This window comes from Photobacterium marinum, from assembly GCF_000331515.1.
Taxonomy (GTDB): domain Bacteria; phylum Pseudomonadota; class Gammaproteobacteria; order Enterobacterales; family Vibrionaceae; genus Photobacterium; species Photobacterium marinum.
The window spans coordinates 196,513-222,454 of the sequence record NZ_AMZO01000020.1; the positions used below are offsets into that span (position 1 = coordinate 196,513).

A 25,942-nucleotide genomic window follows, 5' to 3' on the forward strand; every position below is an offset into this window, starting at 1 on the left:
TGTATTCCTAACTAAATCGCAATTATTGTATACCTGTCGGCAAACATTAAAAAACCCGGCCGAAGCCGGGTTCTAATTTAAACAGGTAAACCTTAAAGCCAGGGATTACTTCTCACGGCTTTCACGGTTCTTCAGCGCTGTTGCCAGACGCTTGCGCTGTCGTTCCTGAGAAACCGTCAGCTTCTGCTTCTTGGTTTCAAACGGGTTCTCGCTGCTCTGGAACATGATACGAATTGGTGTACCCATCATTTCCAGCGACTTACGATAGTAGTTCATCAGGTAACGCTTATATGAACCCGGAAGTTCATTTACCAGGTTACCGTGGATCACGATAATCGGCGGGTTGTAACCACCTGCGTGCGCATACTTCAGTTTCACACGACGGCCGCGGATCATCGGCGGCTGGTGATCGTCCTGCGCCATCTGCATGATACGGGTCAGCATTGAAGTACTGATACGCTTAGTTGCAGACTGGTACGCTTCCTGAACTGACTCATACAGGTGACCAACACCAGTACCGTGCAGTGCTGAAATAAAGTGGATACGGGCAAAATCAACAAAGCCAAGACGACGGTCAAGCTCAGATTTAACGCGCTCTTTCACTTCATTATCCAGACCATCCCATTTGTTAACTGCAATCACCAGTGAGCGACCAGCATTCAAGGCATAGCCCAGCAGGCTCAGATCCTGATCGGAAATATTTTCACGGGCATCGATAACTAGCAGTACCACGTTCGCATCTTCGATTGCTTTCAGCGTCTGGACTACCGAGAACTTCTCTACCGCCTCATGCATGTTCTTACGGCGACGGATACCTGCAGTATCAATCAAAACATATTCCTGCCCTTCACGCTCCATTGGAATATAAATAGAGTCGCGAGTTGTACCCGGCATATCGTAAACAACAACACGCTCTTCACCAAGAATACGGTTGGTCAGGGTCGATTTACCCACATTCGGACGACCGATAATCGCCAGCTTGATTGGCTGCTCCTGAAGACGCTTGTATGCAGCCTCTGCATCCGCTTCAGACAGGTTAGCATTTTCAATATCTTCAACAGAGTTCAGATCTTCAATGCTTACTTCGTCTTCATCACCGGCTTGTTCTTTCAATTCTTCGGCAAATGGAGCCAGCGCGCGTTCCATCAGTGCAGTTACGCCACGGTTCTGTGCTGCTGCGATCTGGTACATCGCATCCACACCCAACTGCCAGAAATCTGCACAAGCACTGTCTGCATCAATACCGTCAATCTTGTTTACAACAAGGAAAGTCGGCTTGTTACGACTACGCAGGTGCTTGGCAATCGCCTGGTCTGCTGCTGTCAGGCCGGCACGACCGTCAACCAGGAACAGAACCACATCAGCTTCTTCGATAGCTGCCAGCGACTGCTCGGCCATCTTGGTTTCAACGCCATCTTCAGTGCCGTCAATACCACCGGTATCGATAACAATAAATTCGTGCTCTTCGAGCTCAGCTTTACCGTACTTACGATCCCTTGTTAGGCCAGGAAAATCTGCAACCAGCGCATCCCTTGTACGGGTAAGACGGTTGAACAGCGTCGATTTACCCACATTCGGGCGCCCGACAAGGGCAACAACAGGAATCATAACTACCTCTTACTTTTCATAGTCTTAATGACATATTTTCCATTCATTCTTGCCTCCAGCAGCCTGTTTGGCTCCCTTCACCCGACAATAATATAGCGAACGGACATAACGATAACGGCTCCTGACTGCACAACACAGCAGGAGCCGACAATATTTAATGCGACGGGCATTATACCGACAATTTACGGCATTTGCATTTTGTTAATACGTCCGTCACGTGTTACGACCAGATAGCCGCCGTCGTTCAACAGTACCGGCGGTACAGCAATACCACTGCCATCCGTTTCCTGCTGAGCGACAAAGTCACCGGTATACGGATCCAGCCAATGCAGGTACCCTTCACTGTCACCAACAACAACATAGCCGTTAAGGACAGAAGGTGCACTCAACAAGCGATATTCCAGACTCTGGTTCTGCCACAGTTCTGTACCACTGCGAATATCCACAGCAACCACATGATCTTTATCTGTCACCAGGTACAACTGGCTGCCATCAATCACGAAATCCGTTGCTGAAGAATAGCTTCGCTTCCACGCTACCTGACCAGTACGTAATTCAATAGAAACCAAATTACCGTTATAGCTGATAGCATACAAACGCTCACCGGCAATAACCGGCGCAGCATCTACATCAACCAGACGGTCAATCTCAGTTGCACCTTTCGGCGTACCAATCGGCTGTTGCCACAGCATCTGACCATTGTTCATCAATGCGCCAGCGAGACGGCCGTTAGCCTGTCCCCAGAAAATACCACCGGAAATGGATACAGGTGAACTTTCGCCGCGTAGGGTCAAGGTCGGTACTTCACTGCTTAGCTGCCACTTCAGTTCACCGCTGTCTGCATTCAGCGCCTGCAGAATACCACGACTGGTATTAACGACGACCATCCCTTCATCAACCAATGGCTTTGAAAGAACTTCGCCTTCAACTTTAGTGCGCCAGACAATGTCACCAGTCTCTTCATCAAGGGCTATCACTTCAGCATTTTCTGAACCGATGAAAACTTTACCGTAAGACAGAGAAATACCACCGGCAAGTTTGGCAGTGACATCACCTTCCAGATCCTGCTCCCAAAGCACCTTACCGTTTTCCGGATCCAGCGCCTTGACAAGGCCATCACGATCAGCAACAAAAACTTTACCATAACCCACAGCCGGAGAAAGTTTGGAGAAATAATGTTCGACACCGCCACCGATACTCTGGGACCAAGTTTTTGCCGGAACAAAAGCGCTCTCAACTTTTGGCAGTGGTGCCATCTGGATTGTATCTTCTTCTCCTGCACAGCCGGCAAGAATGCCGACTGCCAGTGCTACGGATACGGCCTGCTTAAACACCTTCTGCATACGTATCAACCTTTACTGAGCCAGATCATCAAGTTTGATCTTCAGCGCAGACGAGCCGCCCAGCTGTTGAGCCTGAACGTAGGCTTCACGAGCAGCAACACTGTCGCCTTTCTGCAACAGTACATCACCACGCAGTTCAGCCACTTTAGCCTTCCAGCTTTCAGCCGTCACTTTATCCAGTTCAGCCAGTGCTTCATCAAACTTTTCCTGCTCAGCATAGATACGAGCCAGACGTGTCTGGGCAATTGGCAGAATCGCAACATCCTGAGTATTACCGATAGCCCAGCTCAGTTGTCCGGCAGCTGCGTCAAGCTCACCAGCCTGTACCTGCACTTTTGCCAGCTGAAGGGCTGCCAAAACAGAATACTGGCTACTTTCATTAGCCGTGATGAAAGCCTGTACATCAGCAATAGCATCAGCATTGCCGCTTTCCAGACGATTAATAACCTGAGTGTAGGCATCAGATGCCTGCTCCTTGGCTGCCTGAACTTCCGACTGGTAATAACGCCAGCCATACAGGCCGCCCAGACCAATCACAGCACCCAGAACAACGGCCTTGCCGTTTTCTTTAATCCAAGCCTTAATCTGTTCAACCTGTTGTTCTTCTGTGATATTGATGTCCACGTCCTGTCCTCTCTTAAATCAATTCTGCCAGCTTCGCTGCTACATCGTCCTGTGCCATGGTAGTTTGCTCACCACCACGAAGATCTTTTACAACCACGGTGTTTTCGGCGATTTCATTCTCACCAAGAACCAGAGCGACTGCAGCACCAACGTTATCAGCACGTTTAAACTGCTTCTTAAAGCTACCACCACCGAAGTGAGTCATTACGCGCAGGCCAGGAACTTCTTCACGAAGTTTTTCAGCCAGCTTCATTCCGGCCATCATGGTGCCTTCACCAGCAGTTACCATGTAAACATCAACCGGGCGACGAACCTCAGTCAGCTCCAGGGTCTCCATCATAAGAACCAGACGTTCAAGACCCATTGCGAAACCAACTGCCGGTGTTGCCTTACCACCCAATTGCTCTACCAGACCGTCGTAACGACCACCAGCACATACAGTGCCCTGAGCACCGAGGCTTTCAGTGATCCACTCAAAAACTGTGCGGTTATAATAATCCAAACCACGTACAAGACGTTCATTTACCTGGTATTCGATACCAGCAGCGTCTAATAGTTCACATAATCCGGCAAAATGTTGCTTGGATTCTTCGTCCAGGTACTCAGATAGCTTAGGTGCATCAACCAGGATTTCCTGAACAGCTTGGTTTTTTGTATCCAAAACACGCAGTGGATTCGTGTGCATACGACGCTTGCAGTCTTCATCAAGAACGTCAACATGCTTCTCCAAAAATGAAACAAGAGCATCACGATAGGTTGCACGAGCTTCAACTGAACCGATTGAATTCAGTTCCAGGCGAACGTGCTTGTCAATACCCAGCTCACGCCACATGCGAGCAGTCATCATGATCAGCTCAGCATCAATATCAGGGCCATTAAGACCAAATACTTCAACGCCGAATTGGTGGAACTGGCGGTAGCGGCCTTTCTGCGGGCGTTCGTGACGGAACATAGGGCCTATGTACCACAAACGCTGCTCTTGGTTATAAAGCAAACCGTTCTGGATACCGGCGCGTACACAGCCAGCAGTGCCTTCAGGACGTAAAGTCAGGCTGTCACCATTACGGTCATCAAAGGTGTACATTTCCTTTTCAACCACATCCGTTACTTCACCAATCGCACGACAAAACAAATGCGTCGACTCGACGATTGGCATACGGATTTCACTACAACCGTAAGCGCTTACTACTTGTTTGATGGTACCTTCCACTTTTTGCCAAAGCGGAGACTGCGATGGTAGGCAATCGTTCATGCCTCGAATTGCTTGAATTTGTTTCGCCACGTTTTTTCTCGTTAACCGATGGGGGAATTGAATCGAATATATAGGTTCTGACGGAAATAGTGAACCACGCCCCGATTATCAAGGCGTCATTCAGAGGTATTTCTTTATTTTTCCGTTACATCAATGCGATTTTTGGTATCCAGCATTGATGCTTTGGCACGGATTTTGGTTTCCAACTGCTCAATGACGTTGTCGTTGTCAAAGCGTTCTTTCTGACGGACACCGTCTTCATAGAACGCACTCTTGCGGTTACCGCCAGCAATACCAAGATGAGACACTTCAGCCTCACCCGGGCCGTTTACGACACAGCCAATAACAGAAACATCCATAGGGACAGTGATATCTTCCAGACGCTGCTCCAGCTCATTTACCGTACCGATCACATCAAATTCCTGACGTGAACAGGTCGGACAGGCAATGAAGTTAATACCACGGGAACGAATGCGTAGGGATTTCAGGATATCAAAGCCAACTTTGATTTCTTCAATCGGATCAGCTGCCAGTGATACACGCAGGGTGTCACCGATACCTTCTGCCAGCAACATACCCAAACCTACCGCAGACTTAACTGCGCCAGCACGGGCACCGCCCGCTTCGGTGATACCCAGGTGCAACGGTTGGTCAATTTGCTTAGCCAGCTTACGGTAAGAATCAACCGCAAGGAAAACATCAGAAGCCTTCACACTCACCTTGAACTGATCGAAGTTCAGGCGATCAAGGATATCAACATGGCGCATAGCTGATTCAACCAGCGCTTCCGGCGTCGGTTCACCGTATTTCTGCTGGATATCTTTTTCCAGCGAACCACCGTTAACACCGATACGGATAGGTATGTTCTTATCGCGGGCACAATCAACAACGGCACGGATACGATCTTCGCGACCGATATTACCCGGGTTGATACGCAGACAGTCAACACCGTATTCTGCAACTTTCAGCGCGATACGGTAGTCAAAGTGAATATCCGCCACCAGCGGCACACTCACCTGCTGTTTGATTTGCTTGAATGCTTCGGCAGCATCCATGGTTGGCACTGATACACGAACGATATCAGCACCGACATTTTCCAATGATTTGATCTGCGCAACAGTCGCTTCAATATCAGTCGTTCGTGTATTAGTCATTGACTGAACAGCAATCGGCGCGCCGTCGCCAATCGGCACATTACCAACATAAATACGGGTAGACTGGCGACGTTTAATTGGAGATTCGTTATGCATTACACTTACTCTGTTTACTGCGGCAGCTTCAATCGTGCTACTTTTCCAACCGGATACCCGCTGAGATCAACCGGGTTGCCTTTATAGCTCAGTTTAACAACACCTGGTGCACCCAGCACCACTTTAAACGGTGCCGCGCCATCTAAATTCAGTACTTCACCGGATTTCTTAATCCCAGACTCCAGACGCTTACCGTTAGCGTCTCGAATATCAACCCAGCAGTCACCGCTGAAAGTCAGACTCAATACAGGCTCTGACGTCACAATCGCTGTTGGTGCATTATCATCCGTCTCTGCGATCTGGCTTTCAGCACCATCTGTTATCTCTGCAACAGGCTTCTGCTCTTCATTAGTTGGAGCTGTACTGAAGCTATCGTCAAAATCAGCTACAGATTCTTCAGCCATCTCAGGAACTGCTATTTCTTCTGCAGTCTCTTCTGTCATCACTGCGGAACCTTCCGACGCCGCACTGATATCTGCCGGGGTCAGTTCACTGTCAGTTCCCCCGGCCAGTGATTCATCCAACGGCTGAACCTGCTGGTCTTCAACCGTAATTACATCTTGTTCCTGCTCCATCTGCAGGCTCTGCCACCACCAGACACCAGTAATACCGATAAAAATAACAGCTAATACCCATGTTAGGCGCATAATGCGGCTGTCGTGAGCCTCGCGTTTAGTTCGGCGCGAAAAACTCTGCATTTCTTGTGCCTGAGGCTGAGCCTGTCCCAACTGATCAAGCTTTGCCAGTACATCTTCGGCATCCAGGCCGACAAATTTGGCATATGAACGCACATAGCCACGTGTAAACGTGGCTAATTGTTCTTCTTCGAATTTGTTATCTTCAATGTCATTGATCACCTGGAGGCGAAGTCGCAGGCGATTGGCAATATCCTTTTGTGAATAGCCAAGCTTTTCGCGAGCCTGGCGAAGCATATCCCCGGGACGAATGACTTCTTCTTCTGTTCGCTCTTCGTTCTGTTCAGTATTCATTGGCTAGATATTTTTGATATTGCTGCGAATCCGGATACTGCGCCTTCAACAAGTCAGCATACTTATCGACCTGTGTAAATCGTCCGGCTTGCTTCTCAAGTCGAATCAACAACCACAGGCTGTCAACTTTGTATCCGTAGCGCTTATTAAACTTAAATAGCATGACGCGTGCTTCTTTCAAGTTCTGAGAGTCGATTTCCAGCTGCGCCAACTGTAACATTGATTTCGGCCGGTACGGATCATAGGACAGGGCTTTCTCAAAATATCCCTTTGCTTTTGCCTTATTTCCGCTTTTCAGACTACATAGTCCGGCATTTTCATAACTGGCCGAAGTCAGATAATAATAGGGCTGTTCTATGGCTTTCTCAAAAAAAACAATGGCTTCATCATAACGCTCCTGGCGACAAAGAAAGACACCATAGTTATTCCGGATATCACCGTTTTTCGGCGAATCACGCAAAGCTTCCTTGTAAAAAGCTTCAGCTTTTTCCGGTTCATCTACCCGTTGATAATAATATGCTATAGCATTCTGTGCACGATAATAATCCGGTGCGTACTTAAGCGCTAACTCAAGATTATCACGGGCACGCTGCCACTGTCCTGACTCAAGGTAGTTCAGACCAAGTGAAATTCTGGCCTCTGAAGCTTCAATCCTATTGAATTCTTTCTTATTGCCATCTTCATCGACTGTAACACAGCCCACCAATAAGCTACACAATAAAGGGTAAACCTTCCACCGTTGCATACTTTCCCCAAGTCCATGGTTCAATACAATTCCGGCGACAGGTTACCCTAACAACTTACCTCACTGTTATGAGACAGCTTTTACTGGAATTCGTTCTGCATTTTCATCATTGGCTTTTGTTCGTTTCGTGCGGTCAATCACATCACCGACTAACTGGCCACAAGCCGCATCAATGTCATCACCACGGGTCTTACGTACAGTAACCGTGAAATCGTACTCCATCAGAGTCTTCATGAAACGGTCAACACGTGAGTTACTCGGTTTCTTGTATGGCGAGCCCGGGTACGGGTTGAACGGGATCAGGTTTATCTTAGCCGGCGTGTCTTTCAGTGTCTTAGCCAGCTGACGCGCGTGCTCCATATCGTCATTCACATGATCCAACAGAACGTACTCAACGGTTACACGACCACGGTTTGCATTAGATGAAGCAATGTAGCGACGAACTGAACCCAGGAAGTCATCAATGTTCCAGCGATCGTTGATTGGCATAATCTGCGAACGCAGTTCGTCAGTTGGTGCATGCAAAGAAATCGCCAATGCAACATCAATGTTGTCAGTCATCTGATCAAGACCGGATACCACTCCTGAAGTAGAAACCGTTACACGGCGCTTAGACAGGCCAAAGCCCAGATCATCCAGCATAATTTCCAGAGCTGGAATCAGGTTCTTCATGTTCAGCAGCGGCTCACCCATACCCATCATCACCACGTTGGTGATTGGGCGGCGACCGGTTTCTTTTTCAACACCGATCTCTTTGGCTGCACGCCATACCTGACCGATAATTTCTGATACACGTAGGTTACGGTTAAAGCCCTGCTGTGCCGTTGAGCAGAACTTACACTCAAGCGCACAACCTACCTGAGAAGATACACATAAAGTGGCTCGGTCATCTTCCGGAATGTAAACCGTTTCTACATCCTGATCACCAACACGCATCGCCCATTTGATAGTGCCATCAGAAGAGTGCTGAGCTTCAGAAACATAAGGAGCACGAATTTCGGCAACCTGCTTTAGCTTTTCTCGCAGCTTCTTGTTGATGTTGGTCATTTGATCGAAATCATCACAACCGAAATGATACATCCACTTCATTATCTGATCGGCACGGAATGCTTTTTCACCAAGCTCTTCAGCGAAATACTGACGCAGACCCTTGCGATCGAAATCCAGCAGATTTGTTTTGACTGTTGTCATCGGTTGTTGCCTCACTAAAAAATGACTGATTGTGCCTTGGCAACCTTTAGTAGGGTGGTTGCATGTAACAGGACAGTTCAAGGCGCGAAATTGTACAGCCTTTACCGCTGAGTTTCCACTTGTAACCCATAGGGATATATTAGCAAGAAGGCATTTGAGACCATGAAAAACGAAACGGGGAGCCGAAGCTCCCCGTCAATTAACTGTTTTGTTTAAAATTCAGCCAGCAGTTTAGCTGCGAGGGAAAATTTCATCGTCAGCAAAGAAATAAGCCACTTCACGCGCCGCTGATTCAGGGCTGTCTGAACCATGTACTGAGTTATGACGAAGGCTCAGAGCAAAGTCTGAACGAATGGTTCCGCATGCAGCATCTTCCGGGTTGGTTTTACCCATCAGCTCACGGTAGCGGGTGATCGAGCTTTCCCCTTCCAGCACCTGCACCATCACCGGACCGGATGTCATAAACTCAACTAAATCAGCAAAAAACGGCTTCCCTTCGTGCTCCGCATAAAAGCCTTGCGCTTTTTCGGCATTCATATGGATCATCTTCGCCGCCACAATTTTCAGGTCGGCATTTTCAAAACGCTGGTAAATCGCACCAATCAGGTTGCGATCAACAGCATCAGGCTTAACGATTGAGAGCGTTTTTTCAATTGTCATTATTATTTTTCCCTTTGAATCAGTTCATTTAAGCAGTGGGACAAAACCGGCCGCAATGGCCGGTTATCACACGCTAGAGCAACAAGGCTGCGATATTGGCCACCCCCTGACCTGTCGCCCCTGCCGCCCAGCGGCTGTCGGCACTATCCTGAAAACAAGCCGCCAGATCAAAATGAATCCAGCTGCTGTTATTGGTATCGACGAAACGTGACAGAAAGGCAGCTGCATTGGAAGCCCCTCCCATTCCGCCGCCTTTCTGCGCCCGGCTGTTAGCCGTCTCCGCATAATATGAAGGACAGTTATCCTGATGCCATTTTTCCAGCGGAAGCGGCCAGGCTGGCTCATGAACCAGCTCAGACAGCTCCTGTGCTTTGAGCAACAGAGACTTATCCATACTGAACAGAGCATTATACTCAGTTCCAAGTGCCATCATTGCAGCGCCAGTAAGCGTTGCTGCATCAATGATTAACGGCGCTTTAGTCTCACTGGCAGCAATCAGGCCATCAGCCAATACCAGACGCCCCTCTGCATCGGTATTGACGACTTCGACCGTCATTCCATTCTTGTACGTTAGCACATCACCGAGCTTATAGGCGTTACCAGCCACCATATTTTCTGCGCAACATAAGATCAACCTCACACGTTGGCGCAAACCTTGCTCAATCGCATAGCCCAAAGCTGCGGTAACTGTCGCCGCGCCGCCCATATCGCACTTCATGGTCACCATACCTGCGCTGGACTTCAGGCTATAACCACCTGAATCAAAAGTGATCCCCTTACCGACCAGACAAGCAGCAATCGGAGCATCTTCAGCACCAGTCGGATTGTAGTCCAATGTCAACATGACAGGTTTTCGGCTGCTCGCACGACCGACACTGTGAGTGCCGACCCAACCATGTTCCAGCAACTGGTCTCCGGCCAAGATTTCATGGCTGATATGCTCACCGGCAATAGAGGTCAGAAACTCCACTGCTTCAGCGGCCAGTTTCTCCGGGTACATATTTTCCGGTGTCGCATTAACGACACGGCGAACCCACTCAATGCTGCGGCGACGGGCACTAAGCAATTCCACTTCATCTTCATCAATCGGTGACCATTCGAGCTCCACCGGTTTATTTGGTGTGGCAAAACCGCAGTAAAACGCCCACTGACGTTCATAATTCCAGCCATTACCTTCAAGGCTAATTTGTTCAGCCCCCTGTGACTGCAAGCGACGTGCAGCCTGCTGGATCCGGCGCAACGGGAATTCCCCGTGATAGTGAATCACTGCACCGTCTTCCCGATAAGAAAGCAAGGCCTTCTCACCCCATACTCCGGCACATGGCTCCGCTGATAGTGTAATCCTTAACATGAACACCCTTTTTGTTTTGGCTGTAGCAAACAGAACGTATTCAAGAACATTTCAAGGCTCTTGTTCTTTGAATAAATCCAGTTTTTGTTTCACCTAGCTGTCGCTGGCTCGACGACAACCAGGCTTTATCAATCAAGCTTTCTTGAGCAAACATCTCAATCAAACTGTGTAAAAGTAGTACCTATGTAAAAATACCGCTTATTTTTCATTACACAGGATATTAGCGAGAGTGCGAACACCCATGCCAGTTGCACCAGCCCCCCACTTGTCAGTAGCAGACTTACGGTAAGTACCGCTGGCATCAATGTGCATCCAACCTTTTTTGTAATCTTCAACAAAATAAGACAGGAAGGCGGCAGCAGTACTGGCACCGGGCAAAAACTCGCCCTGCGAGATATTCGCCAAATCGGCAAAGTTTGATGGTGTCATTGAGCGGTGCTGCTCAGCCAGCGGCAATGGCCAGAAGCCTTCATGTTCTTCACTGGCCGCCATCAGAGTTTTCTGTGCTAATTCATGGTCGAAACTAAGCAGAGCATGGTAATCATTACCCAATGCATTTTTTGCTGATCCGGTCAGAGTTGCACAGTCAATGATCATTTGCGCTTTCTGCTCAGCCGCATAAATCAAACCATCAGCCAAAACAAGACGTCCTTCAGCATCGGTATTCAGCACCTCAACAGTTTTACCGTTCTTATAAGTGATAATATCGCCAACTCGGACAGCACGACCTGAAACCATATTCTCGGCACAGCACAGAACCAGCTTAATGCGTTTCTTGGTTCCGCGGGCAATAGCCAGAGCAAGAGAACCGGCAGCCAGTGCAGCACCGCCCATATCCGCTTTCATGGCAATCATGCCGGCAGACGGCTTAAGGCTGTAACCACCGGAATCAAAAGTGATGCCTTTACCTACAAAGCATGTATGCACAGGTGTATCAACATCACCGGTCGGGTTGTAGTCAAGGCGCAGCATAGCCGCAGAGTGGTCGGAGCCACGACCTACGGTATGGATACCAGCCCAGCCTTCATCCAATAAACTGGTGCCTTTAACAATCTTGTAAGTTACATGATCCGGAGCCAACGATTTAATGAACTCACCAGCACGGGAGGCCAACTGTGACGGACGCACAATCTCAGCAGGCTGGTTAATAATTTCACGCACCCAATTAGTCGCCTTCAGTCGAGCCTGAAGTTCTGCTTCATCTTCTTCATTCAGACCACTCCAGCTGACCTCATTACCAGGCTTGGCATTACGGTGCCCCTGAATAAAGGCCCAGATACCTTCCAGCTCCCAACCTTCACCAGACAGTGTCACCTGCTTGATGCCCTGCCCGTCCAGTTTACGTCCGGCACGCTGCAACGCTGTCAGTGGATTATCATCATTCAGATGGATCACGGCACCTTCCGCACTGAAGGTCAGCAATGCATTTTTACCCCACTTCTCATCGGCTGCTTGCTGGGATTGAAAAACAAACATATTGGCAGACATGAATTACTCCTTGGGTTCGGCGCTCCATAACCGGCTCTGCTCGCGGTAGTATGGAGAAAATAACAAGGGTCAGCCTGTTCAGTGATATCCCAAACACTCTCATGTAACAAAGATACGACATCATGGTTACCACACATACAAGACGTTATGAGGGCATTATAAGGAAAAGCGCTGCTTTATCAGCAACAAAGCAAACTGTCAGGCTGCAATTAGTGAGTCAATACTTTTAGCAAAAACTCAATTTTTAGCAATATTCACTAATGTGCACCGATAGCGCCAAATAAACAAGATGTTTACATCGAGACTAAGAGAAAGATCGGACTGGAGAAAATAAAACAGGGCCAGAAGGCCCTGTAGAGGAATAAAAATAAGGTTAGCGGTGTAACGAAGAATTAATCCATTTCTTCAATCCAGCATTGCTGGACAGCTTCTAATACCTTTTCACCACAGTGCTTCGGATCATCATCAAAATCATCCAGCGCCAATATCCACTCACGAAGATCGGTAAACAGGACTGTCTTAGGGTCAACGTCCGGAAACTGTTCAGAAAGCTCAATAGCCAAATCACGAGAATCAATCCATTTCAGTCCCATAGCACTACTCCTTTTCTGCGTTGGACAATACCTGACAGAACAATAGCCTATAGCTTTCCTTTTTACTATCAGGCCGGATATTCAATTCGGTTTAAAATAGCTATTCCCTTGTCTCTTACGGTCGCTATAAAAAAGCAAAAAGCCCACAAGCATAAAACAAAGAAACAAGGGGACAGCTACTAGTGTAGCCGACCTGCTGGCAGCCTTAAGGCAAACAGCAGGCCGTATTCAATTAGTGGTTTTCAGAAGCCAGGTTAACGGTGTATTTTGGAATTTCCACCACCAAGTCTTCATCCGCCACTTTCGCCTGACAACCCAAACGCGACTCAGGCTCAAGACCCCATGCTTTATCCAGCATATCGTCTTCAAGCTCACTGCTTTCATCCATTGAGTCAAAGCCTTCACGAATGATCACATGGCACGTTGTACAAGCACACGACTTTTCACAAGCATGTTCAATGCCGATGCCATTTTTCAGGGCGACATCCAGGACGGTTTCACCAGTTTCTGCTTCCAGGACAGCTCCCTCTGGGCATAGTTCCTCGTGGGGTAATACAACAATTTTAGGCATGCCTAAACCTCATCAATTGACTGACCAGCCAAAGCTTCACGGATAGACTTATCCATTCGGCGTGCGGCAAATTCCTGACTGGCCTTATCAGTTTTCTTAATACCCTGTTCAATTGCATAAGGGTCTGTACCCTGGCGTAATTGAACAAGTTCCATCATTACGGCTTCCAGCTCGTCACGCTCTTCTTTGCTCAGCAGGGTTTCACCATCCTGAGCCAGCGCTGTAATCAAACCTTCCAGGACGCGATCCGCTTCAACCTGTTGCTCAGCCAGGGCTCGGGCATCTTTATCATCCTGCGCATAAGTCATCGAATCCCGGAGCATTGTCGCGATTTCGTCATCAGTAAGACCGTATGACGGTTTCACCTGGATCGAAGACTGAACTCCGCTGCTCTTTTCCATCGCGGTCACTGACAGCAGGCCGTCAGCATCAACCTGATAGGTTACGCGAATGTGGGCAGCACCGGCAGCCATTGCCGGAATACCATGCAGGGCGAAACGAGCCAGCGAACGACAGTCGCTCACCATCTCACGCTCGCCTTGCACAACATGGACAGACATCGCGGTCTGGCCATCCTTGAATGTCGTAAACTCCTGAGCACGGGCAACAGGAATTGTCGTGTTACGTGGAATGATTTTCTCAATCATGCCACCCATGGTTTCAATACCCAGTGACAGCGGGATCACATCCAGCAACAGCATGTCAGAATCCGGCTTGTTACCTGCCAGAATATCAGCCTGAATAGCGGCACCGATTGCTACCACCTGATCCGGGTCGATAGAAGTCAGCGGCGCTTTGCCAAAGTAATTACCAACCATTTCGCGTACCAGAGGAACACGGGTAGAACCACCTACCATCACAGTTTCGATCACTTCGTCGATTTCAATACCGGCGTCCTTAATAGCACGACGACATGCCATCAGGGTTTTCTTAACCAGCGACTGGATCAGAGCATCAAACTGCTCACGAGTAATCGCACCTTGCCAACCCAGCACATCAATCTGTGCTTCATTGGCGTCTGTCAGGGCAATTTTTGCTTCTGTGGCAGCATCTTGCAGAGTGCGTCGCTGCTGTGCAGTCAGCTCACTGTCCATGCCAGCCTGTTCAGCAATCCATTCAGCCAGCAGGTGGTCAAAGTCATCACCGCCAAGCGCTGAATCACCACCGGTCGCCAGTACCTCGAACACACCTTTTGACAGACGCAGGATCGAAATATCAAACGTACCGCCACCCAGATCGTAAACAGCAATTACACCTTCCTGACCAGAATCCAGGCCATAAGCAATCGCAGCGGCAGTCGGCTCATTCAACAGACGCAGCACATTCAGGTTCGCCAGTTTGGCCGCATCTTTAGTACCAGCACGCTGGGCATCATCGAAATAAGCAGGAACCGTGATAACAACACCTTCCAGCTCGCCGCCCAAAGTATCTACTGCGCGTTCCGTCAGAGATTTAAGGATTTCAGCTGACACCTGTACCGGGTTTACCGCACCACTACGAGTTACCAGCTGTGGCAGGCCGTTATCTGTCGCCTGATACTGGTAAGGGAGTTTCGGGTAACGCTGCTGAATATCAGCCAGTGAACGCCCCATCATGCGCTTAACCGAAATAATGGTGTTCTCCGGATCCTGCTGAGACAGGTTCTTGGCATCATGACCAGTCAGCACGGCCTCTTCGCCAAAATGCACAACCGACGGCAGAAGCGCACGGCCCTGCTCATCTTTTAACGTTTCCGGAACGCCGCTGCGTACTGCAGCCACGAGAGAGTTGGTAGTACCCAGATCAATACCCACCGCCAGCTTATGTTGGTGCGGTGCAGCACTTAGACCTGGTTCAGCAATCTGTAACAGTGCCATTATCGTTCCTGTGGAATTTATGCTGGAATAATTAGTCGAGAAGAGTCTCTTCCAGACGTTCAACTTCTTCGCGCAGCTTATCAATAAACTTTAGCTTACGCACGGCATCGGCCGCCTGTTCCCAGCTTTCTTGATTTAACAATTGCTCAAGGCCCGCGAGCTGTGACTTGTATAGTGCTGATGCCTGCTGTTCAAAGTCAAACAACGCACTTTCTGGATCACTGGCATCTGGAATATCTTCCAGTGCTTCCCGCAGTTCCATCTGCTGCATTAAAAACTCAGGGTCCTGCAATGTCTTACTTTCGCCGCGAATATCAAAGCCGTTTTCCGACAACATATATTCTGCACGGGAAATCGGGTTCTTCAGGGTCTGGAAGGCATCATTAATCTGCGCCGCTTTCTGCATGGCCATCATGCGGTCACGTTCAGAAGAGGTCGCAAAATTATCTGGGTGGAAACGACGTTGCAGTTCCCGGAACTGAGTCGAAAGAAGGCTACCATCCAGTTTGAATTGGAAAGGTAGCCCGAAGAGTTCGAAATGATTCATATCGCAATCAGTATCTGTAAAGACAGAATCTAAAATGACCGAACCTGACTACACCAAAGACCGGAGCAATCAGGTTCGATTGAAACAGCGATTAGACGTTGAAGCTTTCACCGCAACCGCATTCACTTGAAACGTTCGGGTTGTTGAACTTAAAGCCTTCATTCAGCCCTTCTTTGGCAAAATCCAGCTCAGTACCGTCGAGATAAAGCATACTTTTTGCATCTACGATGATCTTGATGCCCTTCTCTTCGAATACCTGATCCCCTTCATCGAGCTCATCAACGAACTCAAGGACATATGCCATACCTGAACATCCTGAAGTGCGAACACCTAAACGCAGGCCAATGCCTTTGCCACGGTTTTCAAGGAAAGTAGCTACGCGACTTGCCGCCGCTTCAGTAATAGTAATGGCCATACAACAACCCTCTGGAATTAATTAGTTTCTTCGTGTTTCTTCTTGTAATCAGTCACTGCCGCTTTAATTGCATCTTCTGCAAGAATTGAGCAGTGAATTTTTACAGGTGGTAGCTCAAGCTCTTCAGCAATTGCTGAGTTCTTGATTGCAGCAGCCTCATCCAGAGTCTTGCCCTTCACCCATTCAGTGATTAGCGAGCTTGATGCGATCGCTGAACCACAGCCATAGGTTTTGAACTTCGCGTCTTCGATAATGCCTTCTTCAGTTACTTTGATCTGAAGTTTCATTACGTCACCGCAGGCCGGTGCACCCACCATGCCGCTACCTACATTTTTGTCACTCTTATCAAATGAGCCCACGTTGCGCGGGTTCTCATAGTGATCGATTACTTTTTCACTGTATGCCATGATAATTTCCTCGAATACTTATGACCGCAAGAATTAGTGGTGTGCCCACTCGACTGTGTTCAGGTCAATACCTTCTTTGTACATATCCCACAATGGAGACATTTCACGCAATTTATCTACCGCACCGCGGATTTGAGAAACAGCGTAGTCTACTTCTTCTTCTGTCGTGAATCGACCGAAAGAGAAGCGAATTGAGCTGTGTGCCAGTTCATCGTCCAGACCCAGCGCACGCAGTACGTACGAAGGCTCCAGGCTTGCAGAAGTACATGCAGAACCGGAAGATACAGCCAGATCTTTAAGAGCCATCAGCAGTGATTCACCTTCAACGAAAGCAAAGCTGATGTTCAGGTTATTTGGCAGGCGCTGTTCCAGATCGCCATTGATGGTCATCGCTTCGATGCCCTCAAGGCCTTTCAGCATACGGTTACGTAGTGAAAGTGCATGCTGGTAGTCCTGGTCCATTTCTTCTTTGGCAATGCGGAACGCTTCACCCATACCGACGATCTGGTGAGTAGCCAGTGTACCAGAACGGAAACCACGCTCATGGCCGCCACCGTGCATCTGAGCTTCCAGGCGAATACGAGGCTTACGGCGAACGTAAAGCGCACCAATACCTTTAGGACCGTAAATTTTGTGTGCTGACAGAGAAATCAGATCAATCTTCATTTCCTGAACATCGATTGGCAGCTTACCCGCTGACTGAGCAGCATCAACATGGAAAACCACTTTCTTTTCTCGGCACATTTCACCGATAGCCGCGATGTCCTGGATCACACCGATTTCGTTGTTCACGTGCATGATAGAAACCAGAACAGTGTCTTCACGCATAGCATCGCGAAGCTTAGCCAGATCGATCAGGCCGTTTGCTTCCGGCTCCATGTAGGTCACTTCGTAACCTTCACGTTCTAGCTGACGGCATGGATCAAGAACCGCTTTGTGTTCTGTCTTACAGGTAATAACGTGCTTACCTTTTTTGCCGTAGAAGTGCGCAGCACCTTTAATAGCCAGGTTGTCAGATTCCGTTGCGCCTGACGTAAAGACGATTTCACGAGGGTCTGCATTCAGCAGATCCGCGATTTGTTCACGTGCCGTATCGACTGCTTCCTCTGCCTGCCAACCAAAACGGTGAGAGCGCGATGCCGGGTTACCAAAAGTGCCATCCATAGTCAGGCATTGCATCATTTTTTCGGCAACACGGGGATCTACTGGGCAAGTAGCGGAATAATCAAAATATATTGGCAGTTTCATCTTCTTCTCCGAAACACGGACGTCTGGACTTTAGGAGCGAACATCGACACCTATAGTGGCGTTGTCGTGTGTTGTTTTATTTCCAAATGACGTTTTATTTAGTGTCTGATCCTGACGATCAGAAATTTCTTGTACGTCATTGTCTTGCATCAACTCACCAAGAGTGATGTTGTTTAAAAAGCCGCTGATACGGGAGCTCAGATCACGCCACAGTGTGTGTGTCAGACAACGTACGCCGCCCTGACAGTCACCTTTTCCATGACACTTGGTAGCATCAACCGATTCATCAACAGCCGCAATCACCATCCCAACCGCAATATCGTTCGCATCTTCACCCAAACGGTAACCACCGCCCGGGCCACGAACACTGGCTACCAAGCCAGCCTTACGCAGGCGGGAGAAAAGCTGTTCCAAATAAGACAGTGAAATACCCTGTCGCTCTGAAATATCAGCCAGAGGGACAGGACCATCTTGAGAATGCAGTGCCACATCCAACATGGCCGTTACTGCGTATCTTCCTTTTGATGTCAATCTCATAACACACCGCTACCCACTTACAATGTATGGAAGCAGTGTCGCATACCCGACTAAAACGGTCAAGTATTTACCTGACTATTTTACTCGGACTTTTAACCATGTGGACTTTGTGTCTACTTATCGCGATTTTCTAGCGATTTTTCGACTGAGGATAAGATACCACGCAGAATATTCAGTTCTTGCTGTTCAGGCCGGGCTCGGGTAAATAGTCGACGAAGCTTCGCCATTACCATTCCCGGGTGATTCTTATTTATAAATCGGGTCTGCCTGGTTACTTTTTCAAGGTGTTCATAGAACATTTCCAGCTCTTTAACGCGAGGGTATTCTTCCACCTTGTTATCACCGGCATGCTTTTGCTGCTCCAAAAAAGCCATGCGAACCTCATAACTGACGGTCTGAACCGCCATAGCCAGGTTCAATGAACTATATTCTGGGTTGGCAGGAATATACACATGGCAGTGACATTTTTGCAGCTCTTCATTGGTCAGGCCGGTACGCTCACGACCAAACAGAATTGCCACATTGTGACTACCCGCTTCTGCGATAGCCTTAATGCCACACTCACGAGGATCAAGTTGAGGCCACTCCAGAGTACGAGAACGTGCACTGGAACCAACAACCAAGCCACAATCAGCAATCGCTTCATCCAGTGTTGCGACAATTTTAGCGTTTTCAACTATGTCTGCAGCACCTGCTGCTAAGGCATAGGACTTCTCATCAATTTCACAGGCTGGATCGACCAATACCAGATTTGTCAGCCCCATCACTTTCATAGCCCGAGCTGCCGAGCCGATATTGCCCGGATGAGACGTTCCTACCAGAACAACACTGATTTTATCTAACATGTAGTAGCTATTTTCCGATGAATTCTTAAAGCGCTAGGATTTTATCACAGCCTCCTCAAAAAGGTAGGAAACATGTAAAAACATTATATGTATGACTATAAAATCGACCACGCCGAAAAAATAACCACTTCCTTTTTGCCCTAGCTCTGATATACTCGCCGCCGCTTTTTAGTTCTTTAACATCCGTTGGGAAGATCCTATGCATCCGATGCTTAATATCGCCATTCGTGCTGTACGAAAGGCTGGTGACCATGTCATTAAATCTCTAGAAAAACCTCAAGCAATTGAAGTTGCTAACAAAGGTAATGATGTTGTTACCAACATCGATCATGAAGCAGAAGCTATCATTATCGAGACTATCCTTAAGTCTTACCCTGATCACTGCATTATTGCAGCTGAAAGCGGTAACAAAGAAGGTAAAGACAAAGAGTGTCAATGGATCATCGACCCACTGGATGGCACCAAAAACTTCGTTCGCGGTCTACCTCACTTCGCTATCTCTGTAGCCCTGCGCATGCGCGGCCGTACTGAGATTGCTGCGGTTTACGACCCGGCTCGTAACGAACTGTTCACTGCAACACGCGGCTCAGGCGCTCAGCTAAACAGCCAGCGTATCCGTGCTTCTCAGCCACGTGACCTGACAGGTACAACTCTGGCTACAGCTCTTCCATTTGCTGCTAAACAGCACTCTGAAAGCTATATTAAGATCCTGAACGCACTGTTTGTTGAGTGTGACGACATGCGCCAGTCTGGCTCTACTGCTCTGGATCTTTGCTACGTTGCTGCTGGCCGTGTAGACGGTGCATTCAAGCTAGGTCAGAAGCCTTGGGAAATTGCAGCTGGTGAACTGATCGCTCGTGAAGCTGGTGCTATCTGTACTGACTTTACCGGTAACACTAACTACATGGCTTCTGGCAACATCGTTGCTGGTAACGCTCGCGTAGTTAAACCAATGCTGGCGAAAATCCGTGAAAACGGTAGCGAAGCACTGACTAAGTAATCGCTGATTACTCTGCCAGAACAAAGCCCTGCCGGCTCAGCCAGCGGGGCTTTTTGTTATCTATCGTTCTAATATTGCTTAAGCAATATCCCCTTCATGACGCCCTATGATACTGTATGTCTATTCAATAGACCGTCGTCTATGTCTCAACATTATCAATAGGTACCACAATAATGCTTTCTGTAAAAAAGCGCGTTTTTCCCTTTTATGCACTATTCACACTCTCAGCCATGCTGGTTGGCGGATGCAGCAAACACTATGAAACCGTAAAAGAAATCCCGTTTGCCGATGAAAACTTTCGTGCCTGTGTATTAAAAACAGGCGAAGTCTACCCGGAAGATATCGTCGAGTTGGACTGCCGGGACAGCAATATCCACTCAGCCAATGAAGTTCAGTACTTTGAAAACCTGCGCGAACTGACACTAAGTAGTAACGATCTGGAAGAGCTGGACCTGTCTAACAACCCGGAGCTTAGGGTGCTGAACCTTAGCAATAATGAACTACACACTCTGGATTTGTCGGAAAACGAAATCATTCGAGAAGTACAGTTGAATAACAACGAGCTGGAAAGCATTGTACTTGGCGAACAAAGTAAGCTGGAAAAGCTGGATCTGAACTCTAACAATCTGGAAAAACTGAATGTCACAGAGCTGCCAAATCTGAAAGGCCTGTTCGTTGCGTACAATGAGCTGACTCAGCTGGATATCTCCAAAAACCCTAAGCTGGCAGAACTGAATGTAATGAAAAACCAACTGGAAAGCCTGGATCTTTCAAACAATAAAAGGCTGACAATGCTTCAGGAGAAAGGCAATAAAATGAACGGCGGTAAACAACGCCCGGCCAGCGAGTGGTCATCTCGCTAAATCACATAAAACAGAACAAAAAAAAACGGAGCCATGTGGCTCCGTTTTTTATTAAAGTTCTGATGCCGACTTAAGGCATTGCATCGAACTCTTCACCTTCTTTGTCTACCTGCGGCGGCATCAGGTGCTCACGGGTAATACCCAGTTTCAGCGCCAGAGCAGAAGCCACGTAGATAGATGAGTAAGTACCAACAGTGATACCAATCAGCAATGCAGCAGCAAAGCCGTGGATCATACTACCGCCCTTCAGGAACAGGGCAATAACCACGAACAATGTGGTTGCAGACGTGATCAGGGTACGACTCAGAGTCTGAGTAATTGAGCTGTTCATGATCTCAGCCGGCTCACCCTTACGCATCTTACGGAAGTTTTCACGGATACGGTCGAATACAACGATGGTATCGTTGAGCGAGTAACCAACAACCGTCAGCAGGGCTGCCACAATCGTCAGGTCGATTTCGATCTGAGTGAACGAGAAGATACCGATTGTAATGATAACGTCGTGCGCCAGTGCCATAACCGCACCAGCAGCCAAACGCCACTCGAATCGAATCGATACGTACATCAGGATACAGATCAACGATACCAGAATTGCCAGACCACCAGCTTCAGCCAGTTCGTCACCCACATTCGGGCCAACAAACTCGATACGACGCATTTCAACGTTCTGGCCGGTACCGACTTTCAGGGCGTCGATGATCTGGTTGCCCAGCTTCTCACCCTTCATGTCTTCACGTGGCTGCAGGCGAACCATAACGTCACGTGCTGTACCGAAGTTCTGTACAATCGCATCACCAAAACCGGCCACTTCCAGTGACTCACGGATTTGTTTCAGATCAGCCGGCTGTTCAAAGCCCACTTCGATCAAAGTACCACCGGTAAAGTCCAGACCCCAGTTTAGTTTCTGAGTCGACACGGTAGCGATAGCCGCAACAATCATAATTGCCGAAAGCAGGAAAGCCCCTTTCGACCAACGCATAAAGTCGATCACTTTATCCGCTTTCAATATTTGAAACATTTCAGCGTCTCCTTAGATCGACAGTTTATCTACGCGCTTACCGCCGTAGATAAAGTTAACAACTGCACGGGTACCGACAATCGCAGTAAACATTGATGTCAGGATACCGATCGACAGCGTTACCGCGAAGCCTTTGATTGCGCCCGTACCCACCGCAAACAGGATGATTGCAGTGATCAGCGTAGTGATGTTGGCATCGGCAATGGTACTGAATGCGTTCGCGTAACCTTGCTGAATCGCATGCTGAGGACTGCGGCCCTCACGAAGCTCTTCACGGATACGCTCGAAGATCAGTACGTTGGCATCGACTGCCATACCTACCGTCAGTACGATACCGGCAATACCCGGCAGGGTCATGGTTGCGCCAGGCACCATAGACATCACACCGATGATCAGAATCAGGTTCATACCCAGAGCCATATTGGCAATCAGGCCGAACTTACGGTAGTAAACCAGGGTAAACAACATTACCGCGATCATGCCCCAGATACAGGCCTGAATACCCATGTCGATATTCTGCTGCCCCATAGAAGGACCAATGGTACGTTCTTCAACGATTGAAATCGGAGCAATCAGCGCACCGGCACGCAGTAGCAGCGCCAGGTTGTGAGCTTCAGCCTGAGAGTCGATACCGGTAATACGGAAGTTACGGCCCAGAGCTGTCTGAATCGTTGCCTGGTTAATCACTTCTTCGTGTTTTTCCAGGAGCACTTTACCGTTAGGATCGCGTTCGCCACTGTCTTTGTATTCAGTGAAGACCGTTGCCATCAACTTACCCACGTTGTTACGTGAGAAGGCTGTCATCTTGCTGCCGCCTTCGCTGTCCAGCGAGATATTTACCTGCGGACGACCGTATTCATCGGCACTTGAGCTTGCATCTGTGATGTGAGCACCAGACAGGATCACACGCTTCTTCAGTACAACCGGACGCTGGTCACGAGTGAATTTCACTTCGCTGCCCGGTGGTACACGGCCAGAAGCCGCTGCTGCCAAGTCTGCAGCGCTGTCTACTTCACGGAATTCCAATGTTGCGGTTGCACCCAGAATTTCTTTCGCACGAGCTGTATCCTGAACACCCGGCAGCTCAACCACGATACGGTTGGCGCCCTGGCGCTGAACCAATGGCTCGGCAACACCCAGTTCGTTAACACGGTTACGAAGGATGGTAATGTTCTGGTCTACCGCATAGTTGCGAATTTCTTTCAGACGAGCATCGGTAAACTGTGCAGACAGAATGAAGCGACCGTTGCTGTCATTGTCGGTAAACAGCATGTCCGGGTGAAGCTTAACAAGTGCAGCTTTAGCTTGTGACAACTGCTCGGCATTACGCAGGCGAACTTCAACGGTAGAATCCGTTTTGCTGATCGCACGGTAGCGGATTTTCGCCTCACGCAATTCAGTACGGAAAGTTTCTTCCTGCTGACCCAGAAGCTTGTCCATCGCGGCGTCCATATCAACTTCCATCAGGAAGTGCACACCACCACGCAGGTCAAGACCCAGTTTCATTGGTGTTGCGCCGATAGATTCCAGCCAGTCAGGAGTTGAAGCAGCCAGGTTAAGAGCAACAACGTAGTCGTCGCCAAGCTGTTCATTAAGAATATCGCGGGCACTGATTTGCGTATCAGTATCGTTAAAGCGGACCAGTACAGTACCGTTTTCGAAAGCGACAGATTTGTAAGAGATGTGATTTTGTTTTAAATCTTCGGTGACAGCATCCAGCGCAGCCATATCTACCGAGGCGCCACGCGCCCCGGAGATTTGAATTGCCGGATCTTCACCGTAAACATTGGGAAGTGCGTAAAGCAAACCGATGATCAGTGCAAACACCACCATCAGGTTCTTCCACAAAGGATAACGGTTTAACACTGCTATGATCCTTCAGAGCAAATTTTTACAGAGATTTCATTGTGCCTTTAGGCAAAACAGCAGAAACGAAATCTTTCTTGATAGTAACTTCATTAGTGTCATTCAGAGCGATCACAATGTAGTCGTTATCTTCAGAAATCTTAGAGATTTTACCAACCAGACCACCGTTAGTTAGCACTTCATCACCTTTTGACATCGAAGACATCAGGTTCTTGTGCTCTTTAACGCGTTTGGCCTGTGGACGATAAATCATGAAGTAAAAAATTACAGCGAACAGGCCAAGCATGATGAAAAGCTGCATGCTGCCACCCTGTGGTGCGCCTTCAGCTGCTGCGTGTGCTTGAGAAATAAGACTCATTTACTAACGTCCTCGTTTATTTGTTGTCATTCAGTGGTGGAACTTCACGGTCACGACGCGCGTAGAATTCTTCTACAAATGCATCGAAACGATCTTCTTCAATCGCCTTACGGATACTAGCCATCAAACGCTGATAGTAACGTAAGTTATGGATTGTATTAAGACGCGCACCCAGGATTTCATTACATTTATCCAGGTGATACAGATACGCCTTGGTGTAATTGCGACAAGTGTAACAGTCACAATGCGGATCAAGAGGTGTTGTATCTGTTTTATGTTTCGCATTACGGATCTTGATCACACCGCCAGTCACAAACAGGTGGCCATTACGGGCATTTCGGGTAGGCATTACGCAGTCAAACATATCGATACCGCGACGAACACCTTCCACCAGATCCTCCGGCTTACCAACACCCATCAGGTAACGTGGCTTGTCTTCAGGCAACTGCGGACAAGTGTGCTCCAGGATACGGTGCATATCTTCCTTCGGCTCACCTACAGCCAGGCCACCTACCGCGTAACCGTCGAAACCAATATTAGTCAGGCCTTCAACAGAAACATCGCGCAAGTCTTCATATACACTACCCTGTACGATACCGAACAGTGAATTTTTGTTACCAAGTTTATCAAAATGGTTACGGCTACGCTGAGCCCAGCGCAGTGACATTTCCATAGACTTCTTCGCTTCATCGTGTGTCGCCGGGTATGGTGTACACTCGTCGAAGATCATTACGATGTCAGAACCCAGGTCTTTCTGGATTTCCATCGACTTTTCTGCGTCCATGAAAATCTTGTCACCGTTTACCGGGTTACGGAAATGTACGCCTTCTTCGGTGATCTTACGGATATCACCCAAACTGAATACCTGGAAGCCGCCTGAATCAGTCAGGATAGGGCCCTGCCACTGCATAAAATCATGCAGGTCGCCATGCATCTTCATTACTTCCTGCCCCGGGCGCAGCCACAGGTGGAAAGTATTACCCAGCAGGATCTGAGCACCGGTATCTTTTACTTCTTCCGGAGTCATACCCTTTACGGTACCGTAAGTACCAACAGGCATAAATGCTGGCGTTTCAACAGTTCCACGTTCAAACTGCAGGCGACCGCGACGGGCGCGTCCCTGAGTTTTATCTAATTCAAATTTCACAAAGCCTCCAAAAGCCAGAGAAACAATCTGACATTACACTCAGTACAAAAGGCCAGTTGCCTGATGTACGCTTTTCTCGCCACGCTTAACAAGCCTAGCGGAAGAAACTCAAACTGTGGCATAACGTATTTCGTTCATACCACTTTTTTATCTGTACTATAAAGCCGACA

At 48.3% G+C, this 25,942-nt stretch carries 26 protein-coding genes; 2 read left to right on the forward strand and 24 right to left on the reverse strand.

Going from position 1 to position 25,942, the window contains the following annotated elements:
* Positions 1-105: 105 nt before the first annotated feature.
* From der to trmJ, 20 genes are all read right to left on the reverse strand, one after another.
* On the reverse strand, positions 106-1,608 hold the full coding sequence (gene der / locus C942_RS14045; protein ID WP_007466681.1) for a ribosome biogenesis GTPase Der: 1,503 nt from the start codon (positions 1,606-1,608) through the stop codon (positions 106-108).
* 182 nt (positions 1,609-1,790) lie between these two features.
* Entirely contained in the window at positions 1,791-2,951 is a 1,161-nt protein-coding gene (bamB, locus tag C942_RS14050) for an outer membrane protein assembly factor BamB (RefSeq protein WP_007466682.1), read from the reverse strand.
* A 12-nt stretch (positions 2,952-2,963) separates the two neighbouring features.
* Complete coding sequence (locus C942_RS14055; RefSeq protein WP_007466683.1) at positions 2,964-3,575, reverse strand: YfgM family protein; 612 nt, start codon at positions 3,573-3,575, stop codon at positions 2,964-2,966.
* Between the two features lie 13 nt (positions 3,576-3,588).
* Entirely contained in the window at positions 3,589-4,857 is a 1,269-nt protein-coding gene (gene hisS, locus C942_RS14060) for a histidine--tRNA ligase (protein ID WP_036800199.1), read from the reverse strand.
* Positions 4,858-4,961: 104 nt separating this feature from the next.
* Positions 4,962-6,077 (reverse strand): flavodoxin-dependent (E)-4-hydroxy-3-methylbut-2-enyl-diphosphate synthase, encoded by a 1,116-nt coding sequence (gene ispG, locus C942_RS14065; protein WP_007466685.1) that lies wholly within the window; start codon positions 6,075-6,077, stop codon positions 4,962-4,964.
* A gap of 14 nt (positions 6,078-6,091) precedes the next feature.
* Positions 6,092-7,066 carry a cytoskeleton protein RodZ gene (rodZ, locus tag C942_RS14070; protein WP_007466686.1) on the reverse strand — a complete coding sequence of 325 codons (975 nt, stop codon included), beginning with the start codon at positions 7,064-7,066 and terminating at the stop codon, positions 6,092-6,094.
* Positions 7,056-7,811 (reverse strand): type IV pilus biogenesis/stability protein PilW, encoded by a 756-nt coding sequence (pilW, locus tag C942_RS14075; RefSeq protein ID WP_036800201.1) that lies wholly within the window; start codon positions 7,809-7,811, stop codon positions 7,056-7,058. The genes rodZ and pilW overlap by 11 nt, the downstream gene beginning before the upstream one ends.
* A 66-nt stretch (positions 7,812-7,877) precedes the next feature.
* Entirely contained in the window at positions 7,878-9,002 is a 1,125-nt protein-coding gene (locus tag C942_RS14080) for a bifunctional tRNA (adenosine(37)-C2)-methyltransferase TrmG/ribosomal RNA large subunit methyltransferase RlmN (RefSeq protein ID WP_007466688.1), read from the reverse strand.
* Positions 9,003-9,233: 231 nt separating this feature from the next.
* The gene (ndk, locus tag C942_RS14085; RefSeq protein WP_007466689.1) at positions 9,234-9,662 is read right to left on the reverse strand and encodes a nucleoside-diphosphate kinase; all 429 of its coding nucleotides are present in this window, start codon (positions 9,660-9,662) and stop codon (positions 9,234-9,236) included.
* A gap of 73 nt (positions 9,663-9,735) precedes the next feature.
* A complete protein-coding gene (gene pepB, locus C942_RS14090) occupies positions 9,736-11,013 on the reverse strand; it encodes an aminopeptidase PepB (RefSeq protein WP_007466690.1) in 1,278 nt (425 codons plus the stop codon).
* Between the two features lie 198 nt (positions 11,014-11,211).
* Entirely contained in the window at positions 11,212-12,501 is a 1,290-nt protein-coding gene (pepB, locus tag C942_RS14095; protein ID WP_007466694.1) for an aminopeptidase PepB, read from the reverse strand.
* Positions 12,502-12,893: 392 nt separating this feature from the next.
* Positions 12,894-13,094 carry a Fe-S cluster assembly protein IscX gene (iscX, locus tag C942_RS14100; protein WP_007466696.1) on the reverse strand — a complete coding sequence of 67 codons (201 nt, stop codon included), beginning with the start codon at positions 13,092-13,094 and terminating at the stop codon, positions 12,894-12,896.
* 232 nt (positions 13,095-13,326) lie between these two features.
* Positions 13,327-13,665 (reverse strand): ISC system 2Fe-2S type ferredoxin, encoded by a 339-nt coding sequence (fdx, locus tag C942_RS14105; RefSeq protein WP_007466697.1) that lies wholly within the window; start codon positions 13,663-13,665, stop codon positions 13,327-13,329.
* A gap of 2 nt (positions 13,666-13,667) precedes the next feature.
* Complete coding sequence (hscA, locus tag C942_RS14110) at positions 13,668-15,521, reverse strand: Fe-S protein assembly chaperone HscA (RefSeq protein ID WP_007466698.1); 1,854 nt, start codon at positions 15,519-15,521, stop codon at positions 13,668-13,670.
* Positions 15,522-15,552: 31 nt separating this feature from the next.
* Entirely contained in the window at positions 15,553-16,068 is a 516-nt protein-coding gene (gene hscB / locus C942_RS14115) for a co-chaperone HscB (protein WP_007466699.1), read from the reverse strand.
* A 91-nt stretch (positions 16,069-16,159) separates the two neighbouring features.
* Positions 16,160-16,483 carry an iron-sulfur cluster assembly protein IscA gene (gene iscA, locus C942_RS14120; protein WP_007466700.1) on the reverse strand — a complete coding sequence of 108 codons (324 nt, stop codon included), beginning with the start codon at positions 16,481-16,483 and terminating at the stop codon, positions 16,160-16,162.
* Positions 16,484-16,500: 17 nt separating this feature from the next.
* Complete coding sequence (gene iscU / locus C942_RS14125; RefSeq protein ID WP_007466702.1) at positions 16,501-16,890, reverse strand: Fe-S cluster assembly scaffold IscU; 390 nt, start codon at positions 16,888-16,890, stop codon at positions 16,501-16,503.
* Between the two features lie 33 nt (positions 16,891-16,923).
* Positions 16,924-18,138: an IscS subfamily cysteine desulfurase gene (locus C942_RS14130; RefSeq protein WP_007466703.1), complete on the reverse strand. Its 1,215-nt coding sequence runs from the start codon at positions 18,136-18,138 to the stop codon at positions 16,924-16,926.
* A gap of 30 nt (positions 18,139-18,168) precedes the next feature.
* Positions 18,169-18,675 (reverse strand): Fe-S cluster assembly transcriptional regulator IscR, encoded by a 507-nt coding sequence (gene iscR, locus C942_RS14135; protein WP_007466704.1) that lies wholly within the window; start codon positions 18,673-18,675, stop codon positions 18,169-18,171.
* A 113-nt stretch (positions 18,676-18,788) separates the two neighbouring features.
* Positions 18,789-19,520 (reverse strand): tRNA (cytosine(32)/uridine(32)-2'-O)-methyltransferase TrmJ, encoded by a 732-nt coding sequence (gene trmJ, locus C942_RS14140; RefSeq protein WP_007466705.1) that lies wholly within the window; start codon positions 19,518-19,520, stop codon positions 18,789-18,791.
* Between the two features lie 199 nt (positions 19,521-19,719).
* Here trmJ and suhB point away from each other — a divergent pair, with 199 nt between their 5' ends.
* Together suhB and C942_RS14150 are read left to right on the forward strand one after the other, a co-directional pair.
* The gene (suhB, locus tag C942_RS14145; protein WP_007466707.1) at positions 19,720-20,520 is read left to right on the forward strand and encodes an inositol-1-monophosphatase; all 801 of its coding nucleotides are present in this window, start codon (positions 19,720-19,722) and stop codon (positions 20,518-20,520) included.
* A gap of 173 nt (positions 20,521-20,693) precedes the next feature.
* Positions 20,694-21,383 (forward strand): leucine-rich repeat domain-containing protein, encoded by a 690-nt coding sequence (locus tag C942_RS14150; RefSeq protein ID WP_007466709.1) that lies wholly within the window; start codon positions 20,694-20,696, stop codon positions 21,381-21,383.
* Positions 21,384-21,453: 70 nt separating this feature from the next.
* Here C942_RS14150 and secF read toward each other — a convergent pair whose 3' ends face one another.
* From secF to tgt, 4 genes are read right to left on the reverse strand one after another with little or no spacing between them, the layout of a single operon-like run.
* Positions 21,454-22,401: a protein translocase subunit SecF gene (gene secF, locus C942_RS14155; RefSeq protein ID WP_007466711.1), complete on the reverse strand. Its 948-nt coding sequence runs from the start codon at positions 22,399-22,401 to the stop codon at positions 21,454-21,456.
* A gap of 12 nt (positions 22,402-22,413) precedes the next feature.
* Positions 22,414-24,267 carry a protein translocase subunit SecD gene (secD, locus tag C942_RS14160; protein ID WP_007466712.1) on the reverse strand — a complete coding sequence of 618 codons (1,854 nt, stop codon included), beginning with the start codon at positions 24,265-24,267 and terminating at the stop codon, positions 22,414-22,416.
* Positions 24,268-24,292: 25 nt separating this feature from the next.
* Positions 24,293-24,625: a preprotein translocase subunit YajC gene (gene yajC, locus C942_RS14165; RefSeq protein WP_007466714.1), complete on the reverse strand. Its 333-nt coding sequence runs from the start codon at positions 24,623-24,625 to the stop codon at positions 24,293-24,295.
* 16 nt (positions 24,626-24,641) lie between these two features.
* A complete protein-coding gene (gene tgt / locus C942_RS14170; protein WP_007466716.1) occupies positions 24,642-25,772 on the reverse strand; it encodes a tRNA guanosine(34) transglycosylase Tgt in 1,131 nt (376 codons plus the stop codon).
* Between the last annotated feature and the right edge of the window lie 170 nt (positions 25,773-25,942).

Bases quoted from the DNA above. Each gene is read 5' to 3' on its own strand.
- yajC (WP_007466714.1), bottom strand. From the start codon at position 24,625: ATGAGTCTTATTTCTCAAGCACACGCAGCAGCTGAAGGCGCACCACAG.
- ispG (WP_007466685.1), bottom strand. From the start codon at position 6,077: ATGCATAACGAATCTCCAATTAAACGTCGCCAGTCTACCCGTATTTAT.
- ndk (WP_007466689.1), bottom strand. From the start codon at position 9,662: ATGACAATTGAAAAAACGCTCTCAATCGTTAAGCCTGATGCTGTTGAT.
- iscA (WP_007466700.1), bottom strand. From the start codon at position 16,483: ATGGCCATTACTATTACTGAAGCGGCGGCAAGTCGCGTAGCTACTTTC.
- rodZ (WP_007466686.1), bottom strand. From the start codon at position 7,066: ATGAATACTGAACAGAACGAAGAGCGAACAGAAGAAGAAGTCATTCGT.
- hscA (WP_007466698.1), bottom strand. From the start codon at position 15,521: ATGGCACTGTTACAGATTGCTGAACCAGGTCTAAGTGCTGCACCGCAC.
- iscX (WP_007466696.1), bottom strand. From the start codon at position 13,094: ATGGGACTGAAATGGATTGATTCTCGTGATTTGGCTATTGAGCTTTCT.
- trmJ (WP_007466705.1), bottom strand. From the start codon at position 19,520: ATGTTAGATAAAATCAGTGTTGTTCTGGTAGGAACGTCTCATCCGGGC.
- C942_RS14130 (WP_007466703.1), bottom strand. From the start codon at position 18,138: ATGAAACTGCCAATATATTTTGATTATTCCGCTACTTGCCCAGTAGAT.
- C942_RS14080 (WP_007466688.1), bottom strand. From the start codon at position 9,002: ATGACAACAGTCAAAACAAATCTGCTGGATTTCGATCGCAAGGGTCTG.
- der (WP_007466681.1), bottom strand. From the start codon at position 1,608: ATGATTCCTGTTGTTGCCCTTGTCGGGCGCCCGAATGTGGGTAAATCG.
- pepB (WP_007466690.1), bottom strand. From the start codon at position 11,013: ATGTTAAGGATTACACTATCAGCGGAGCCATGTGCCGGAGTATGGGGT.
- pilW (WP_036800201.1), bottom strand. From the start codon at position 7,811: ATGCAACGGTGGAAGGTTTACCCTTTATTGTGTAGCTTATTGGTGGGC.
- fdx (WP_007466697.1), bottom strand. From the start codon at position 13,665: ATGCCTAAAATTGTTGTATTACCCCACGAGGAACTATGCCCAGAGGGA.
- iscR (WP_007466704.1), bottom strand. From the start codon at position 18,675: ATGAGATTGACATCAAAAGGAAGATACGCAGTAACGGCCATGTTGGAT.
- secF (WP_007466711.1), bottom strand. From the start codon at position 22,401: ATGTTTCAAATATTGAAAGCGGATAAAGTGATCGACTTTATGCGTTGG.
- suhB (WP_007466707.1), top strand. From the start codon at position 19,720: ATGCATCCGATGCTTAATATCGCCATTCGTGCTGTACGAAAGGCTGGT.
- pepB (WP_007466694.1), bottom strand. From the start codon at position 12,501: ATGTCTGCCAATATGTTTGTTTTTCAATCCCAGCAAGCAGCCGATGAG.
- hscB (WP_007466699.1), bottom strand. From the start codon at position 16,068: ATGAATCATTTCGAACTCTTCGGGCTACCTTTCCAATTCAAACTGGAT.
- iscU (WP_007466702.1), bottom strand. From the start codon at position 16,890: ATGGCATACAGTGAAAAAGTAATCGATCACTATGAGAACCCGCGCAAC.
- C942_RS14150 (WP_007466709.1), top strand. From the start codon at position 20,694: ATGCTTTCTGTAAAAAAGCGCGTTTTTCCCTTTTATGCACTATTCACA.
- bamB (WP_007466682.1), bottom strand. From the start codon at position 2,951: ATGCAGAAGGTGTTTAAGCAGGCCGTATCCGTAGCACTGGCAGTCGGC.